Here is a 16,418-nt window from a genome sequence, read left to right on the forward strand (position 1 = left end):
CCCGGGACAGGGCTCACGTGCCCAACGGCAGGAAGGGGCAAGCGATGGTCGACTTCTCGCTCTCCGATGAGGAGCGCCAGATCCGGGACACGGTCAGGGCGTTCATCACCAAGGAGGTGATGCCGCTGGAGCAGGAGGTTCTGCGCAAGGAGCGGGCGGGGCAGCCGGGGGTTGCCCCTGAGGTCATCGCCGAACTACGGGCCAAGGCCCGCAAGTCCGGCTTCTGGGGCGTCAACACCCCGGAGGAGTACGGCGGAATGAACCTCGGCGCGGTGATGTCGGCGATCATCGCCATGGAGACCGGCCGGACCTACGTCCCGTTCAGCTTCGGTGGCAGCGCCGACAACATCCTCTACGCCTGCAACGACGAGCAGAAGGAGCGATATCTTCTGCCCACCATCGAGGGTGCCCGCCGTTCCTGCTTCGCCATCACCGAGCCCGGCGCCGGTTCCGACGCCCGCAACATCCGCACCCGCGCCGTACGCGACGGAGACGACTGGCTGATCACCGGCGAGAAGACGTTCATCACCGGTGGCAACGAGGCCGACTTCGTGATGGTGTTCGCGGTCACCGACCGGGAGAAGGGCGCCGACGGCGGCGTCACCTGCTTCCTCGTCGACCGCGACATGGGCTGGACGTCCGAGCCGATACCGACCATGGGGCAGTGGGGCCCGGCCTCGCTCGTCTTCGACGAGGTGCGTGTCCCTGACCGCAACATCCTCGGCGAGGCCGGCAAGGGGTTCGAGCTCGCCATGCGGTGGATCGGCCAGGGCCGCTATCTCATCCCGGCCCGGGCGATCGGCTCCGCCGAGCGGATGCTGCAGATGGCGGTCGACTACGCCCGGACCCGGCACTCCATGGGCCGCCCCATCGCCGACTACCAGGCGATCCAGTGGCAGATAGCCGACTCCCAGGTGGAGATCGAGTCCGCGAAGTGGCTCACCCTCTACGCCGCCTGGCGGGTGCAGCAGGGCCTCGACGCCCGGCACGCCTCGTCCATCGCCAAGCTCAACGGCGCCGTGATGGCCAATCAGGTCGTCGACCGCGTCCTGCAGATCCATGGCGGCATGGGCTACACCAAGGAGCTGCCCATCGAGCGCTGGTACCGCGAGCTGCGGCTGCTGCGGATCTTCGAGGGCACCGACGAGATCCAGAAGCGCACGATCGCCCGCAACCTCCTCAAGGGGCACGTACGGCTGGGGGGAATCGGCGAATGAGTCCCCGGCGCCGCGCGGCGATCGTCGGTGTCGCCGAATCGGACCTCGGCAAGACGCCGCATCTGACCGTACTCTCCCAGCAAGCCCTGGCGAGCAGAGCCGCGCTCGCCGAGGCGGGCCTGTCGCCCGGCGACGTGGACGGGCTGTTCACGGCGGGCAACTGGTCCTGGGCCCCGGCCCTGACGCTCGCCGAGTACCTCGGTATGCGGCCCGACCACCTCGACGGCACCAATATCGGCGGCTCCTCCTTCGAGGCCCACCTCGGCCACGCGACGGCGGCGATCGAGGCCGGGCTCATCGACGTCGCACTGATCACCTACGGCAGCACTCAGCGCAGCGACCGCGCGCGCGGCCGTCCGCGGCCCGCGACGCTGACCGAGCAGTACGAGCAGCCGTTCGGCCTGCCGCAGCCCGTGGGCGCATACGCGCTGGCCGCCGCGCGCTACATGCACGAGTACGGCGTGACGGGCGAGGAGCTGGCCGAGGTGGCGGTGAGCGCGCGGAGGTGGGCGGCCCTCAACCCGCGCGCGTACTACCGCGACCCGATCACCGTGGACGACGTCCTTGCCTCGCCGCTGATCGCGGAGCCGCTGCACAAGCTGGACTGCTGCCTCGTCACCGACGGCGGCGGCGCGGTCGTGGTCGCCGCGGAGGACCGCTGGGCGGACGTGGCCACCCGCCCCGTCGTCGTCCGCGGCCATGCCGAGACCACCACCCACGCGTCGATCTCCCGGATGCCGGACCTCACCGTCACCGGGGCCGCCCGCACCGGGCCGCTCGCGCTGGAGCGCGCCGGGGTGACGCACCAGGACATCGACCTCCTGGCGATCTACGACTCCTTCACCATCACGGTGCTGCTCACCCTGGAGTCGCTGGGGTTCTGCAAGCCCGGCGAGGCCGGCCGGTTCGTCCAAGGCGGCAGTACGGCGCCCGGCGGGGAGCTGCCGATGAACACCAACGGCGGCGGCCTGTCGTACACCCACCCGGGCATGTACGGGATCTTCCTGCTCATCGAGGCCACCCGGCAGCTGCGCCACGACTACCGGGACCAGCACGGCCGCCAGGTCGAAGGGGCGGAGCTCGCGCTCGTCCACGGCACCGGGGGCGTGCTCTCGTCCACCTCGACCGTCGTCCTCTCGGGGAGCTGAGGAGTATGCCGGATATGCGGGACATGCCACTCCTTGTCATGGACGCGGAGTCCAGGCCGTTCTGGGAGGGCGTCGCCCTGGGCGAGCTGCGCCTGCAACGGTGCGGCGACTGCACGCGGGCCGTCTTCCCCGCGCGGGCCGTCTGCCCGCACTGCTTCGGCGAGGGGCTCGAATCCGTAGTCGCGGCCGGCACCGGGACGGTCTACTCCAAGACCGTCGTCCACCGGGCCTTCGGGGCCTTCTCGGAGCAGGTCCCGTTCACCATCGCTCTGATCGACCTCGATGAGGGAGTCCGCATGATGTCCAGGATCGTCGGCGAGGAGCCGGTGGCAATCGGTGACCGGGTACGCCTGCACGTGACGCGGCTCGGCGACGCGTCCGACGCCCCCGAACTCCCCTGTTTCCGCGCGGAGGTAGAGCTTTGATGGCCGCTGCGAAGTCCGGCAGCCCCACCTCGCTGCAGGGCCTGTTCGCCCCGACGTCCATCGCGCTCGTCGGCGCGACCGACAAATCGGGCTGGTCGCTGAGTACATATCAGAACCTGCTCAGCCAGGGCTTCTCCGGCCCCATCCACCTGGTCAACCCCCGCTCGCCGGAGGTGCACGGCCGCAAGGCGCACAAGAGCCTCACCGATATCCGTGAGCCGGTCGACCTGGCGTACGTCATGGTGCCGACGCCGGTCGTACTCGACGTGCTGCGCGAGGGCGCCGAACTCGGCATCCGCAACTATGTCGTGCTCACCGCCGGGTTCGGCGAGACCGGCGCTGAGGGGCGCCGACGCGAGGAAGAACTCCACGCCTTCGTCTGGGAGAAGGGCCTGCACGTACTGGGGCCGAACGGCAACGGCTACGTCAACGCCGCTGCCGGCATCACCCCGTACGGCCTGGCCATCACCCAGCCGCCGCCGGCCGGGCCGGTCGGCGTGGTGCTGCAGAGCGGTGCGCTCGCCAGCGCCGTACTCAACTTCATGCACGCCCGCAACGTCGGCCTGAGCCTGCTCACCTCGATGGGCAACGAGATGTCGCTCAGCGTCACCGACGTCGTCGACCACCTGGTCGACGACCCCGCGACCGAGGTCATCGCCCTCTTCCTCGAAACGGTGCGCCACCCCAAGGAGTTCGCCCGGGTGGCCCGCCGCGCGGCCCGCGCGGGCAAGCCGATCGTCGCCCTGAAGATCGGTGCCAGCCGGCTCGCCTCGCGTACGGCCCAGGCCCACACCGGTGCGCTCGTCGGCGACGACCGCGTCGTCGACGCCGCCTTCCGGCGGCTCGGCGTCCTCCGCGTGCACTCCCTGGAGGAGCTGATCCTCACCGCCGGGCTGCTCGCCCGGACCGGCCCGCTGCCGGGGCCGCGCATCGGAGTGGTCACCCCGTCCGGCGGCGCCTGCGAGATCATCGCCGACCGCGCCGAGCAGGAAGGGCTGGAGATCCCGTCTTTCGCGCCCGGGACCACGGCCCGGCTCAAGGAGGCGGTGCCGGAGTTCGCCACCGTGCAGAATCCCCTCGACGTGACCGGGTACGTACTGGTGGACCGCACCCTCCTCGCACGCGCGCTGGGAACCGTCGCCGCCGATCCCGGCATCGACGCGGTGCTCGCGCTCGTCGACCTGCCGCGCGTTCCGCCGGCCGACCCCGAGGCGGCCCGCGCGTACCTCGGGGCCTTCGCCGAGTCCATCCGGAAGACCGACAAGCCGGTCGTGGTCAGCGGCAACGTCCTCACCGACATCACCGAGACCGGCCGCCGCCTGCAGGAGGAGACCGGCTTCCCGTACATCGCCGGCGGGATCGACCACGCCATGAAGGCACTGGGCGCGGCCGTGCGCTGGTCCCGGTCGCTGCCCGACGTGCTCCGCGAAGAGCCGCCGGCGCCCGTCTCCGCGCATGTCATCCCCGGACAGCCCGGGGAGACGTGGGCGGAGCACAGGGCCGCGCAGGTCCTCGCCGACCACGGTGTGCCCGTCGTCCCCGCCACGCGCACCGCCGACGAGGACGAGGCGGTCGCCGCCGCCGAGCGCCTGGGCTACCCCGTCGTCCTCAAAGCGGCGGCCGACGGCCTCCAGCACAAGAGCGACATCGGCGGCGTCCGGCTGGGCCTTGACGGGCCCGACGCGGTACGCAGTGCCTTCCGGGACGTACGCGACGCCCTGCGGCACAACGGGTACGAGGCCGACCAGGCCGTTCTCGTCCAGCCGCAGCGGACGGGCGGGACCGAGCTCCTCGTCGGCGTGGTCCGCGACCCGGCCTGGGGGCTCACCCTCGCCGTCGGGCTCGGTGGCATCTGGGTGGAGGCCCTCGCCGACACGGCACTGCGGCTGCTGCCCGTCACCCCGGATGAAGTACGCACCGCCCTGGGCGAGTTGCGCGGCGCCAGGCTGCTCGGCGGCGCCCGCGGCACCGAGCCGGCCGACCTCGACATGCTTGCTGATGTGATCACGAGGATAGGCGAGGTGGCGTGCTCCCTCGGGTCGCGCATGGAGTCCCTTGAGGTCAACCCGCTGCTGGTGAAGGGCTCCCGGGTCGAGGCGCTGGACGCGCTCATCACCTGGGCCTGAACCGCCTGCCCCACCCGTACCGCCGCACAGCGCTCTCACCCCCGGGCTGTGCTCGGGGGTTTCCCGAAACGGAAAGGGCAGGAAGAGCAATGAAGCTCTCCTATGCGCGAGTACTCGACGAGTACCCCACCGGCAGACGCCGGATCCGCATCCTCGCCATGGCGGTACTCGCCGTCCTCATCGGCTCCTACGAGGCACAGATCGCCCCGGTGGTGCCGCTCCTCCTCGACGACCTGAACATTTCACTGGGCACCTACGGCACCGTCTCCGCCACGGCACTTGTCGCCGGTGCCGTCGCGTCCGCGATCGGCGGGCGGCTCACCGACACGGTGGGCCGGGTCAAGCTGATCGTGCCGTTGCTGATGCTCACCGCGGTCTGCTGCTTCCTGATGACCACGGTGCACTCGGCGGGTCAACTCCTCGCCGTGCGCGCGGCGTTGTCCGTCGTCGACGGCATGGCGATGGCGGGTACGGCGCCGCTGGTGCGGGACTTCTCACCGCGGATGGGCCGGGCGCAGGCATTCGGCTTCTGGACCTGGGGGCCGGTGGGGGCGAGCTTCCTCTCCGCGACGGTCGCCGGCGCCACCCTGCCGCTCTTCGACAACTCCTGGCGCTCGCAGTTCCTCATCATGGGCGTCGTCTCGCTCATCCTCTCCGTTGTGATCGCGTTCAACATCGCGGACCTGTCGCCCGAACTGCGGGCCCGAATCCAGCAGTCCGAGCAGGAGGCAGTGGTTCCCACCACCCGTGACGAGCCGCCGCGCGTCCGCGACCTGTTCGCACACCGCGCGATCTGGGCCCACGTGGTGGGCATATCCGCATGGCTGACGCTGTACGTCACACTCGTCCTGTACGGACAGACCATGCTCGCGCACAGCTTCCACCTCGAGGTCGCGACCGCATCCGAGGTCATGGCTGCGTTCTGGGTACTGAACATCCTCACCCTGGTGATCGCAGGGCGGGTATCCGACCGGCTGCAGCTGCGCAAGCCGCTGTGCGCCGGCGGCACGGTCGCGGCGGTACTCCTCACCGGATACCTGGCGAGCCTCATGGGCCGCACCGACGTCTCGCATCTGCACATCGCCGTCACCGGCGCGCTCATTGGGGGCGCCATGGGGTGCGCCTACGGGCCGTGGATGGCGAACTTCTCCGAGAACGCCGAGGACGTCGATCCGCGGCTGCAAGGCACCGCGTGGGGCGTGTTCAGCTTCCTGACCAAGGCCATGGCCATCGTGGTGCTCGTAGCCGTGCCCCATGTCGTCGAGACCAGCGGCTGGCGCAACTGGCTGCTGATCGCCGTCTGCTGTATGGCGCTCTTCATCCCCGCGTCCCTGCTCTTCCACGGCCCGTGGCGGACGAGCCACAAGAAGGGTCAGGAGCAGCCCCCTGCCCTCTCGCCGCAGACACCCCACGGGTAGCGACCGGTCGAAGCAGTGTCCAGTCGGACTTTCTCGCGACAGGGCGGCAACCTCAGCGGTCCGTGCGGCGACCAGGGCATGCAGGAGCACCCAGCATTCGATGACGAATGGGGAGACGAGCATGAGACGACCAGTCGCAGTGCGCCTCGGAGTGGCGACGGCCATGGTGGCCCTCGCGGGCGCGACCGGGGTGGGGATGGCCTTACCCGAGGCATCGGCGGCGACCGGCGGTGCCACCGGCTACGCGACCCAGAACGGCGGGACCACCGGCGGGGCGGGCGGGAAGACGGTACGGGCCACGACGGGGACCGCGATCCACACGGCCCTGTGCAACCGGGCCAGTAGCAGCACCCCGATCACCATCGAGGTCGAGGGCACCATCAATCACGGCAACACCGCCAAGGTGTCGGGCGACAGCTGCAACACCGCCGCCGGCGTGATCGAGCTCAAGCAGATCAGCAACGTCACGATCGTCGGAGTCGGCAGCGGAGCCGTCTTTGACCAGTTGGGCATCCACATCCGGGATGCCAGCAACATCATCGTGCAGAACGTGACCGTCAAGAACGTCAAGAAGTCGGGCTCCCCCACGTCCAACGGCGGGGACGCCATCGGCATGGAGAGCGACGTCCGCAACGTCTGGGTCGATCACACCACACTGGAGGCGTCGGGCGGCGAGTCGGAGGGGTACGACGGCCTCTTCGACATGAAGGCCAACACCCAGTACGTGACACTGTCGTACAGCATCCTGCGCAACTCCGGGCGTGGTGGCCTCGTCGGGTCGAGCGAGAGCGACGTCTCGAACGGCTACGTCACCTACCACCACAACCTGTACGAGAACATCGACTCGCGCACGCCGCTGCTGCGCGGCGGCATCGCGCACATCTACAACAACCACTACATGAGCCTCAACGAGTCCGGCATCAACTCCCGGGCAGGGGCACGCGCCAAGGTGGACAACAACTACTTCGAGGACTCCAAGGACGTCCTGGGCACCTTCTACACCGACGCGGCCGGATACTGGCAGGTCAGCGGCAACACCTTCGACAACGTGACCTGGTCCAGCCCCGGCGAGGAGAACAACCCCGCCGGTCCGAACCCGCAGTCCAACACCTCCGTCAGCATCCCCTACTCCTACACCCTCGATAGGGCCGCCTGCGTCCCGGACATCGTGAGCCGGACCGCGGGAGCCGGTAAGGGACTTCAGGTGTCGGACGGCGCCTGCTAGGCGTAGTCGCCCAAGGGCGGCCGGCCCTGGACGCAGCTGTCCGGGGCCGGCCGCACACACGTCAGCGAGCTGATCGACCGGTCACGTCGGCCACCCTCCACAGCTGGTTGGAGCCGGAGTTGGGCTGCCAGGTGGTGACGGCGGCACCGTCGTGGGTGGCCTGGCCGCCGACTTCGAGGAGCCTGCCGGTGGCGGCGTTGACGAGGGTCCAGTTGCCGTTACCGGTCGTCGACATGATCCACTGGGTGGCCGCGTCGCGTCGCCCGGTGTCGGGTTCGAGGACCGGGGTGTCGTCGCGCACGGCCAGTCGATCGCCGCCGGCCGCGTTGGTGAACACGTACCGCGCCTGGTTGTCCGCGCGGTCGCCGTTGATCTGTCGCAGCTGCCAGCGCCGTCCGGTGTCGGACGTACCGCTCCCGCTCTTGACGACGAGCCCGGTGCCGTCGTCGGCGGCGGTGAGCGCCTTGCCGCTCTGCACACCGGTCACCTCATACGTGTGCCCCTTGCGCAGCAGCGCCGCATCCGCCGCGACGCCGGACACCCCGTCGACGACGAACGACGTCACCGACTGCGCGGGCACCGTGAAGGTGGCCTTCTTGTCGCCGACCGGGACGGCCGCGTACCGCTTCAGCTTGCCGTCGGCGCTGGTCACGACCGGTGTGACGGTGGCGTCCGCGGCGATGCTCCGGAACTTCGACAGGTCGACGGTCACCGTGCGGGTGGCCGTGGTCCCGTTGACGTGGACGACGGTGGCGGCATCGCCGGACCGCGAGACGGCGGCGGCGCTGGACGTGTCGTCCGTCTTGATCAGCCGGTCCCCCGGCTTGATGAAGTGCGTGAAGTTACGGGCCGTGTCGAACTTCGTGTTCGTGCGGATCGGACAGCTGTCGAGGGTGTCCTTCGAGGTGCAGCTGAACGGGATCTGGACGCTGCCCCAGTTGCCGCCCTTGCCGGACTCGCCGCCCGGCTTCATGTTGTCGTAGTCCTCGACGGGCTGCCAGAACACCCAGGCACGCGGCTCGAGTTCGCGCAGGTCGTCGACGATGTGCTGGGCGAGGCCGAGTCCGGGCCGCATGTCCGTGAAGGACTGCCCGTCGCCCCAGTCGCCTTCGACCTCGCTCATCCACAGCGGCTTGCCGGCGGCCTTGGCGAGGTCGCGGACGGCGGTGCGGCCGCCGGTGCCGTAGGTGTGGACGTTCAGCTGCCCGACGCGGTCACGCACGTCGGAAGGGTAGCTGTTCCAGTTCGTGGCGAAGATGCCCGGATTGGTCTCGTCCATCGCGGAGATCTCGGCGCCGGCCTTTGCCTTCTTCAGGGCGGGGGCGAGGGCACGTATCACCTTCTTGTGCAGCTCAGGGCCCATGTGGGCGCCTTCCTGCCGGCCGCCGGTCGGTTCGCCGTCGGAGCCGAGTTTGGTGCTCCAGTAGCCGGTGTTGGGTTCGTTGAACGGGTCGACGGTGTCGACCTTGATGCCCTCAGCCTTTTCCAGTCGCTTGGTGGCGCCCGCCACGTAGGCGGCGAAGTCGTCGATGGAATCGGTCTTGAGCTGGTCCTTGTTCGCGTCGAAGCCACCGGAGACGTAACCGCTCTCGGTCATGAACCAGGGCGGTGAGTTGCTGAACGTCTCCCAGCGGTCGACGTCGTCCTTGATCCGGTCGACCCACCAGCGCTGTGTGGCGTCGGCGTCCGGGTTCCAGTCGGCGGGGTCGTCCGCGTTCCACCAGTCGGTGTCGTCGCGGGTGGTGCCCTTCGGCGCCTTCCACCAACCCTCGACGGCGCCTCCTGGCCGCAGGTAGTCCTTGACGTCCGGGGCGTTGCCGCCTCCGATGTTGTAACGGGCGATGTTGAGGGCGAGCCCCTTGTCGCCGAAGAGGAGGTCGGCGAGCTTCTCTCGGATCGGCTCGGGGTAACCGCCGGTGACGTTCGCGAACCAGGCGAGGCTGGTGCCCCAGCCCTGGAACGCCTGCTGCCGGTAGGAGGGGTCGGGCCGGACGGTGACGGATTCGGTCGCCGCGCCGGCCGGCGACGCGGTACCGATCAGTGCGGTTCCGGTGGCGAGTGCGGTGGTGGTGACGATGCCGAGCAGTCGTCTCGTGCGGGTACGGGTGGCCAACGTGTACTCCCAACGCATGGTGATGGGCAGGCGGTTGGTGCTGGGTGATGGTCAGGGTCAGGAGACGGGGAGCCGCAACACTGCGACCTCACGGGGCGGCAGTACGAGTCCGTCTCCGCCGGGTTCGGGGCCCGCGAGAACGTCACCGGTGACGCCCGGCAGCGGCACCGTCTCATCGGTCCGGTTGACCAGGAACAGGTAGCGGTGGCGGTCGTCACGACGCACGGTCAGCTCCACCGCACCACGCGCGGATTCGGGCAGTTCGCTCGTGACGTCCGCCGGGGCGAGCAGCTCGGGCAGGAGGGTCGACAGGCCGTCGACCCCCAGACGTGTGGAGACGTACGCGGCCGACCCGCGGCCCGTAATGCGACGCGTGACCGCCGGGCGGGTGGCGTACGTGCCGGTGCGGTAGCGGGCGAGTACCTCGACGTCGGGCGCGGCGGCGGTGATCCGGTCGGTCCACAGGCTGCCCGTGGTCGCGTTGTCGAGGTCGACGGTGTCGCCGTCGAGCAGCGGCCCGAACTCCTCGATCCGGATGCCGAGCAGCTCGCGCAGCGCCCCGGGGTAGCCGCCGAGCCAGATGTGGTCGTGCTCGTCGACGACGCCGGAGAAATACGTGGTGACGAGGTGGCCGCCGCCCTCGACGTAGCGTGTGAACTCCTTGGCCAGCGCCTGGGGCACCACGTGCAGGACCGGCGCGATCACCACGTCGTACGCGGCGAGGTCGGTGCCGTGGCGGGGCACGACGTCGGCACGGATGCCGAGCCGCAGCAGCGACGAGTACCAGTCCAGGGCCTCGCGATGGTAGTCGAGGCGTGAGGTCGGGTGGGAGTCGTGCTCGCTGGTCCACCACGAGTCCCAGTCGAACAGGACGGCGACGCGGGCGGGTTCGCGGGCGGCACCGGCGACCGGCGCGAGCGCCTTGATCTTCCCTCCCAGCTCGACAACGGAACGGAAGAGGTCACTGTCGGCCCCGGCGTGCGGCAGCATCGCCGAGTGGTACTTCTCGGCGCCGGCGGCGGACTGGCGCCACTGGAAGAAGCAGACGGCGTCGGCGCCGTGCGCGACATGCAGCAGCGAGTCCCGGGCCAGCTCGCCGGGCCCCTTGGGCAGGTTGACGGGCTGCCAGTTCACGGCGCTGGTGGAGTGCTCCATCAGGAACCACGGGCGGTGGCCCGCGACGCCGCTGGTCAGGTTGGCCGAGAAGGACAGCTCGTCGCGGTCCCGCGGCCCGGGCACGACGTAGTGGTCGTTGGAGACGAAGTCGACCTCGCTCGCCCAGTCCGCGTAGTCCATGCCCTTGATGCCGGGCATCACCATGAAGTTGGTGGTCACGGGCACGCCCGGGGTGAGTTCCCGGAGCACCTCGCGCTCGGCGCGCAGATGGTCCTTGAGCGCGTCGGACGAGAAGCGTTTGAAGTCGAGCTGCTGCGTCGGGTTGGGGTGCGATGCGGCCAGCCGCGGCGGCAGGATCTGGTCCCATTCGCTGTAGTGCTGGGACCAGAACGCCGTCCCCCAGGCGTGGTTGAGCGCCTCCAGCGTGCTGTAGCGGCGGCGCAGCCACGCGCGGAAGGCGCTGGCCGCGTCTTCCGAGTAGTCGTAGACGTTGTGACAGCCCAGCTCGTTGTTGACGTGCCAGGCCACGAGGGCGGGGTGGCCGGCGTATCGGGTCGCCAATTGCCGTACGAGACGCAACGCATGGGTGCGGAAGACCGGCGACGTGGGCCGCCAGTGCTGCCGCGCCCCCGGCCACACCGTCTCGCCGTTGGCGGTCACCGGCAGGATCTCCGGGTGCGCGGTGGTGAGCCAGGGCGGCGGGGAGGCGGTCGCGGTGGCCAGGTCGACGCCGATGCCGCCCTCGTGCAGCAGCGCCATGATGTCGTCCAGCCAGCCGAAGTCCCAGGTGGCGGCGGTCGGTTGGAGCCGCGCCCAGGAGAAGATCGCCAGGGAGGCGACGTTGACCCCGGCCTCGCGCATCAGTCGGACGTCCTCCTCCCACACCTCTCGCGGCCACTGCTCGGGGTTGTAGTCGGCTCCGTAGACGAGCCGCGGGGAGCCGTCACCGCCCGTCGCGTACGGGAAGCGGGGCGGGCGCGGAGAGGCGGACGGGATCATGCGGGTCCTTCCGGGGAACGGGACGGCTGACGGGGAGCGGCCTGCCGCTCCTGGTTACTTCTCGACGGTGAAGCCCTGCTCGGAGCCGTACTTGGCGGAGGCGTCGCGCCATGCGTTCAGGCCCTGCGACAGCTTTGTGCCGGAGATGTATGCCTTGCCGACGGTGTCGTTGAAGATCGAGTTGGCGTACACCTGGTAGGGCAGGTACTGCCAGTCCGTGGGGACGTTCTTCGCGGCCTCGGCGAAGACCTTGTTGGCCCGCTGCCCACCGAAGTACGGGAACTCGGTGTTCTGGAACTCCTTGGAGTCCAGGTCCTTCGTGGTGGCCGGGAACGCGCCGTTCTTGATGCGGGTCCGCACGCCGGCGCCGGAGTTGGCGTACTCGACGAAGGCGTAGCCGAGCTCCTTGTTGCTGCCGAGCTCGGGCAGGGCGAGCGAGCTGCCGCCGTTCTCGGAATGGGTGTTCGCGCCCTTGGTCCATTGCGGCAGCGGGGCCACGCGCCAGTCACCGGCGGCGTCCTTCACACCGGAGGCGAAGTTGGCCGGCATCCAGGCGCCGATGGGCAGGGTAGCGATGGTGCCGTCGCCGAGCCCCTTGTACCAGTCGTCTGTCCAGCCGGTGACCGGAGCGAGGAGGTTCTCGTCGATGAGCTTCTGCCAGGTGTCGGTGTACTTCTTGGCTCCGGGGTCGGTGAAGTCGATGCCGACCTTGGTGCCGTCGACCTTGTACGGGTGCGAACCGGCCTGCCACAGCAGGCTGGTGGCCAGCCCCGCGTCACCGACGTCACTGGTGATGTAGGACTTCGGGTCGGCCTTGTGCAGCTTGCGGGCGGCATCGACGTACTCGTCCCAGGTGGTGGGCACCGCGATCTTGTACTTGTCGAAGACCTTCTTGTTGTAGAAGAGGGCCATCGGGCCGGAGTCCATGGGCAGGCCGTAGATGCCGTCGCCGGACTTCACCGAGTTCCAGGGGCCCGCGGAGTAGGAGCCGGCGAGCTTGGCGGCCCCGTACGGCGCGAGGTCGGTGACGGACTTCGTCAGGGCGTACTGCCCCAGTGCGTAGTACTCGATCTGCGCGACGTCGGGGACGCCCTTCTTCGCCGAGATGGCGTTCTGCAGGGCCTTGTACTGATCCTTGTTGGTACCCGCGTTGACCAGCTTGACGTCGACGTTCGGGTACTTCTTCTCGAAGTCGGCGACGACCTGCTTGAGCGTGGGCTCCCATGCCCACACGGTCACAGTGCCGCCCTTCTTCAGGGCCGCCCGCAGGTCTGCCGAACCGACCTGCTTCTGAGCGGAGGTGTCGGCGGCGCCGCCGCATGCGGTCGCGCCGAGGGCCAGGACGCAGCCGACACCTGTGCCGCGCAGCAGGCGGCGGGTGTACTTGGGCATGGTGATGCTTCCGCTTCTTCGAGGTGGTGCACGGATTCTTCGAGGTGATGCGTGGACCGGGGTGAACTGCCCTGCTGCGCCTACTCCTTGACGCTTCCGGCGGCGAGCCCGGACTGCCAGTACTTCTGGAGCAGCAGGAAGGCGGCGATCAGCGGCGCGATGGTGAGCAGTGAGCCGGTGACGACCAGGTTGAAGACGGCTTCGCCGCCGGCCGTGGACGCCTGCTTGTTCCAGCTGTCGAGGCCGAGGGTCAGCGGGTACCAGTCGGGGTTCTTCAGCATGATCAGCGGCAGGAAGTAGTTGTTCCAGGTCGCGACCGTGGTGAAGAGGAGCACGGTGACGGTGCCGGGCGCGAGCAGCGGCAGGGCGACCTGGAAGAAGGTACGCACCTCGCTCGCGCCGTCGATGCGCGCTGCCTCCATCAGCTCGCCGGGGATCGCCTCGGTGGCGAACACCCACATCAGGTAGAGGCCGAAGGGCGAGATCAGAGAGGGGATGACGACCGCCCACGGGGTGTCGGTCAGGCCGAGCTTGCTGAACAACAGGAACGTGGGGACCGCGAGGGCCGTGGCGGGCACGGCGACCGCGCCGATGACGACGGCGAACACGGCACGCTTGCCGGGGAAGTCGAACTTGGCTAGCGCGTACCCGCCGAGGACGGCCAGGAAGGTCGCGCCACCGGCACCCACGACCACGTACAGCGCGGTGTTGAGGAGCCAGCGGCCGAAGACACCGTCGTCGTACGTGAACGTTTGCACGATGTTGTCCCACAGGGCGAAGTCCCCGTCGAACCACAGGCCGAACGAACGGGCCAGCCCCTGCTGGGTCTTGGTGGCGCTGATCAGCAGCCACAGCAGCGGCAGCAGGCTGTAGAGCAGGACGACGCCGGTGAGCACGGTCAGCAGGACGCTGCGCTTGGATCGCCCGGGCGCACGGCGGCGCGGCGGCCGCAGCCGAGGGGTGGCGGTGACCGGCTTCTGTGCGGGCCGGGCGACCGCGGGGGCGGTGCTGCTCATCGGATCACGCTCCCTTGCGCATGCCGCGCAGCTGGACCACATAGGCGACGATCATCGTGATCAGGCCCATGACGATGGCGACGGTCGCGGAGTAGTTCTGCTGTTGGCCGGAGAAGGACAGCGCGTACGTGTAGTAGTTCGGGGTGTAGTCGGTGGTGATCACGTTCGGCGCCAGCTTCTGGAGGATGCTCGGCTCGTTGAAGAGCTGGAAGCTGCCGATGATCGAGAAGATCGTGGCGATGACGAGGGCGCCGCGGATGGCCGGGAGCTTGATCGCCGAGATGACGCGCCACTGGCCGGCGCCGTCGATCTCGGCGGCCTCGTAGAGCGAGTGCGGGACGACGCGCAGCGCGGAGTAGAAGATCAGCATGTTGTAGCCGATGAACTCCCAGGTGACGATGTTGCCGATCGAGGCCAGGAGCAGATCGGGCGAGAGCGGGTCGGGCAGTTTCGCGCCGAACGCGTCGTTGATGTCGCCGACCAGTCCGAAGCGGGTGCCGTACATGAAGCCCCACATGAGCGTGGCGACGACGGCGGGCACGGCGTAGGGCAGGAAGACGGATATCCGGAAGAAGTCCTTGCCGTACAGCCGGCCGCTGTCGAGGGCGAGCGCGACGAGCAGGGCGAGGCCCAGCATGATCGGCACCTGGACGGCGAGGAAGAGCCCGACGCGGGCGACGCCGTCCCAGAACCGGCCGTCCTGCAGGGCCTGTTGGTAGTTGTCCAGGCCCACGAAGGTGGTGCCGCCGATGAGCTGGGTCCGGAAGAGGCTGAGGTAGCCGGAGTACGCGAGCGGCGCGAGGAAGACCAGGGCGAAGACAAGGACGAAGGGGCCGATGAACCCCCATCCCGTCCACGAGCGGCGCGTGCGGCGCACCGGTGGCCCGGCCGGGCGGGGCCGTGCGGCCGCCGGCGGTTGCATCGTTGTCATGTCGTGCCCCTCGCTGGTACTTCCCGGGCCAGTCATCCTCGCCATGTTTGCGTAAACATCGCGGCGCGCACGGTGCCCTGAGCTGGTATGTTTACGCAAACATTCGGACGGCGACATATCTACACCGCCTCGATGACGACGGTCAACAGTTACTGCAGGAACGGACGGCGCGACTGATGAGGGAGACGGTGGGAGCAACGGACAGCGTCCCGGCGCGCGGCGGGGCCGGAACCCGGCGTCGTACACAGAACGCTTCGATGGCGGACGTCGCCCGGGTCGCGGGCGTCTCCTCGCAGACCGTCTCGCGCGTCTCGAACGGCTTCCCCGGCGTGCACGAGGAGACCCGCGAGCGCGTACTCGCCGCGATGCGGGAGCTGGGTTACCGCCCCAACAGCGCGGCCCGTGCGCTCAAGCGCGGCGACTTCCGCACCATCGGCGTCATCACGTTCACACTCTCCACGACCGGCAACGTCCGCACGCTGGAGGCGATCGCCACGTCCGCGGCGGAGGAGGGTTACGCGGTCACCCTGCTGCCCGTGGCGGTGCCGACGCAGGACGAAGTACGCGGCGCCTTCTCGCGGTTGGGCGAACTCGCCGTCGACGCCGTCATCGTCATCATGGAGGTTCACCTGCTCGACTCGGCCCGCCTCTCGCTGCCGCCGCATGTGAAGGTCGTGGTGGCGGACTCGGACGCCGGGGACCGCTATGCGGTCGTCGACACGGACCAGGCGGGCGGCGCCCGCGACGCCGTACGGCACCTGCTCGACCTGGGGCACGACACCGTGTGGCACCTGGCCGGCCCCGAAGGGTCGTACGCCGCCCAACGTCGAACGGCCGCCTGGCGTACGGCACTTGAGGAGGCCGGCCGGGTGCCACCGCCGCTGGTGCACGGCGACTGGTCGGCGGAGTCGGGCTACCGCGCGGGCCTGCGCCTGGCCGAGCGGGACGACTGCACCGCGGTGTTCGCCGCCAACGACCAGATGGCGCTCGGCCTGCTGCGCGCGCTGCACGAGCACGGACGCCGGGTGCCACAGGACGTCTCCGTCATCGGTTTCGACGACATCCCGGAGGCCGGCTCCTTCCTGCCTCCGCTCACCACGGTCCACCAGGACTTCGCCGAGGTCGGCCGCCGCTGCGTCGAGGGAGTGCTGCGGCAGGTCCGCGAGGGCGGCACGGACCGCGGCACGACGCTGGTACCGACGCGGCTGGTACTGCGCGACAGCACGGCACCGCCGCCGGGACAGCCGGCGGCGTGAATTCCTCCGGAAGGACACGCCCCATGACCGGAAGGA

General features: G+C 69.5%; 11 protein-coding genes and 1 pseudogene. 7 read left to right on the forward strand and 5 right to left on the reverse strand.

The features are described from left to right. The first annotated feature begins 44 nt into the window (after positions 1-44). The 6 genes and pseudogenes from ACZ4MH_RS02520 to ACZ4MH_RS02545 form a co-directional block, all read left to right on the forward strand. Entirely contained in the window at positions 45-1,217 is a 1,173-nt protein-coding gene (locus ACZ4MH_RS02520; protein WP_351587019.1) for an acyl-CoA dehydrogenase family protein, read from the forward strand. Further along, on the forward strand, positions 1,214-2,365 hold the full coding sequence (locus ACZ4MH_RS02525; RefSeq protein WP_351587021.1) for an acetyl-CoA acetyltransferase: 1,152 nt from the start codon (positions 1,214-1,216) through the stop codon (positions 2,363-2,365). Before ACZ4MH_RS02520 ends, ACZ4MH_RS02525 begins: the two co-directional genes overlap by 4 nt. 14 nt (positions 2,366-2,379) lie before the next feature. Beyond that, entirely contained in the window at positions 2,380-2,790 is a 411-nt protein-coding gene (locus ACZ4MH_RS02530) for a Zn-ribbon domain-containing OB-fold protein (RefSeq protein WP_351587023.1), read from the forward strand. Continuing rightward, positions 2,790-4,916, forward strand: a complete 2,127-nt coding sequence (locus tag ACZ4MH_RS02535) for an acetate--CoA ligase family protein (RefSeq protein ID WP_351587025.1) — start codon at positions 2,790-2,792, stop codon at positions 4,914-4,916. Before ACZ4MH_RS02530 ends, ACZ4MH_RS02535 begins: the two co-directional genes overlap by 1 nt. Before the next feature lie 89 nt (positions 4,917-5,005). Further along, the gene (locus tag ACZ4MH_RS02540; protein WP_351587027.1) at positions 5,006-6,334 is read left to right on the forward strand and encodes an MFS transporter; all 1,329 of its coding nucleotides are present in this window, start codon (positions 5,006-5,008) and stop codon (positions 6,332-6,334) included. A 121-nt stretch (positions 6,335-6,455) separates the two neighbouring features. Further along, positions 6,456-7,556: pseudogene (locus ACZ4MH_RS02545) on the forward strand (pectate lyase family protein); the annotation flags it as partial. 64 nt (positions 7,557-7,620) lie between these two features. On the opposite strand, the gene ACZ4MH_RS02550 reads toward ACZ4MH_RS02545, so the two are convergent. The 5 genes from ACZ4MH_RS02550 to ACZ4MH_RS02570 form a co-directional block, all read right to left on the reverse strand. Further along, positions 7,621-9,672 carry a glycoside hydrolase gene (locus ACZ4MH_RS02550; protein ID WP_351587029.1) on the reverse strand — a complete coding sequence of 684 codons (2,052 nt, stop codon included), beginning with the start codon at positions 9,670-9,672 and terminating at the stop codon, positions 7,621-7,623. Between the two features lie 57 nt (positions 9,673-9,729). Continuing rightward, a complete protein-coding gene (locus ACZ4MH_RS02555; protein WP_351587031.1) occupies positions 9,730-11,787 on the reverse strand; it encodes a beta-galactosidase in 2,058 nt (685 codons plus the stop codon). A 54-nt stretch (positions 11,788-11,841) separates the two neighbouring features. Then, positions 11,842-13,179 (reverse strand): ABC transporter substrate-binding protein, encoded by a 1,338-nt coding sequence (locus tag ACZ4MH_RS02560; protein WP_351587033.1) that lies wholly within the window; start codon positions 13,177-13,179, stop codon positions 11,842-11,844. Between the two features lie 80 nt (positions 13,180-13,259). Next, positions 13,260-14,195, reverse strand: a complete 936-nt coding sequence (locus tag ACZ4MH_RS02565; protein ID WP_351587035.1) for a carbohydrate ABC transporter permease — start codon at positions 14,193-14,195, stop codon at positions 13,260-13,262. Positions 14,196-14,199: 4 nt separating this feature from the next. Then, on the reverse strand, positions 14,200-15,126 hold the full coding sequence (locus tag ACZ4MH_RS02570; RefSeq protein ID WP_351587037.1) for a carbohydrate ABC transporter permease: 927 nt from the start codon (positions 15,124-15,126) through the stop codon (positions 14,200-14,202). Between the two features lie 257 nt (positions 15,127-15,383). Between ACZ4MH_RS02570 and ACZ4MH_RS02575 the strand changes: the two genes are divergently transcribed. After that, complete coding sequence (locus tag ACZ4MH_RS02575; protein WP_351587039.1) at positions 15,384-16,382, forward strand: LacI family DNA-binding transcriptional regulator; 999 nt, start codon at positions 15,384-15,386, stop codon at positions 16,380-16,382. Positions 16,383-16,418: the final 36 nt, after the last annotated feature.

The organism is Streptomyces sp. NPDC026301 (assembly GCF_055567935.1).